The following is a 1,411-nucleotide window of genomic DNA, read 5'->3' on the forward strand; positions in this document are numbered from 1 at the left end:
GCTGAGTGGTGTGGTCTGTTGAACTTTCTATGGGATTTTTCTATAGAATTCGGCGGCTCTTCAGCTGACTCTGTACTATTGGATAATTTTCGGAATTTACACACGCCATGACAGGAATCGACGTAACACTCTAAACCCAAAGTATGCTGCTCTTGTTCAAAACCTTCGTTATCACGGCCAGAGCCAGAAGACAGGCGTCTTTTGACAGAGCCTCTAACATGGGCAGTTGCCCCCGGGGTTTGCTGACCGGATGATTCTGATGGTGGGTTTTGTTGGTCACTTTGTTGCTGGCTTTGTCCGGGGAGCATCATAGTGTTGATCGCAAACGAATCATCCTGACTTGCCTTCAGTTGATCCCTCGGGTTAAACATTACTGAATCAGGGTTCCAATAGCTTTTTAAGAGCCAGCCGACTGCGACAAACGCCTCTTCGGGTATCCATGAATAAGTTTTGCCGCTCAGAGCGGCGTCATGTGTAGTCAGGAACAGTTCATAAGCCACCAGCAGATTGGTGGCGTAAAGCAACTGCCACGAAATGGACTCAATAAAGGTCGTTTTTAAAGTGTAACCATCAAGCCTGTGTGATTTGTCATCAGACGGCAAAACTGCCCATGCATAGTCGTTTGTGTCGGCAAGGTGTGTCGGATTGCCCAACAACGAATTCAGGTTGTGCTTTATAGAAAAGCTCTCACTGGTCTGTTTATGCTCGACAACAAAATGTCTTGTCAACGATTCTGCCCGACAAACGACAGACGCCAAAAGAAGCGACAGCAGCACAACAAAAAATGATCGTCTCATTATTCTATTCATCCATTCTTGTTTTATAGTGAATAAATACAGGTCAGTAAAGTAATAGACCAGAAAGGTGCTAAATCAAAAAAACAAGCATACTTTTCTCTCACAAACCTTAGGCTGCACTTATTGTTTGAATTCAGCATCACTCCCTTTCTGGAGGTCTGACACCCAAATTATGCAGTCAGGTTAATCACACTTATTTCACTTTACCCTTTCTTAATTTACCCTTTCTTAATTTACTCTCTTTAGGACTGAGTTCATTATCCTGGCCCACACAAAAGCGCATGCGTTTTCGATGTCTCATTTTGTGATCTGCCAGAGCCTGAGCATGCTTGCAGATCTTCCCGCATGGTTGCTCCTGACCATCCTCCCCGATCACTGTCATGTCACAGGTTTTTTGCCCGGTGTGAATTTTGCCTTTGTGAGATGACAGAGATAGAACATTCTTGAAGACTTTCCCGCATGGCCGCAACTGGCCATAATTCCCGACTATTGAAAGGTCACAGGTTTGTTTCCCGGTGTGAGCGATTCTTTTGTGACTCGACAGGGCGCGACTATTCTTACAGACCTTCCCGCATGGCTCCTTCCTGCCATCCTCCCTGAAAACACCTCTTAAG

2 protein-coding genes are annotated in these 1,411 nt (G+C 45.4%); both read right to left on the minus strand.

All coding sequences use genetic code 11. From position 1 onward, the window contains the following. The coding region (locus KDK18_RS02860; protein WP_257253065.1) for a hypothetical protein at positions 1–797 on the minus strand (797 nt) is incomplete at its 3' end. 193 nt (positions 798–990) lie between these two features. Then, positions 991–1,411: hypothetical protein (locus KDK18_RS02865; protein WP_257253066.1), on the minus strand; the 421-nt coding region annotated here is incomplete at its 5' end.

This window comes from Endozoicomonas sp. SESOKO3 (genome assembly GCF_024606255.1).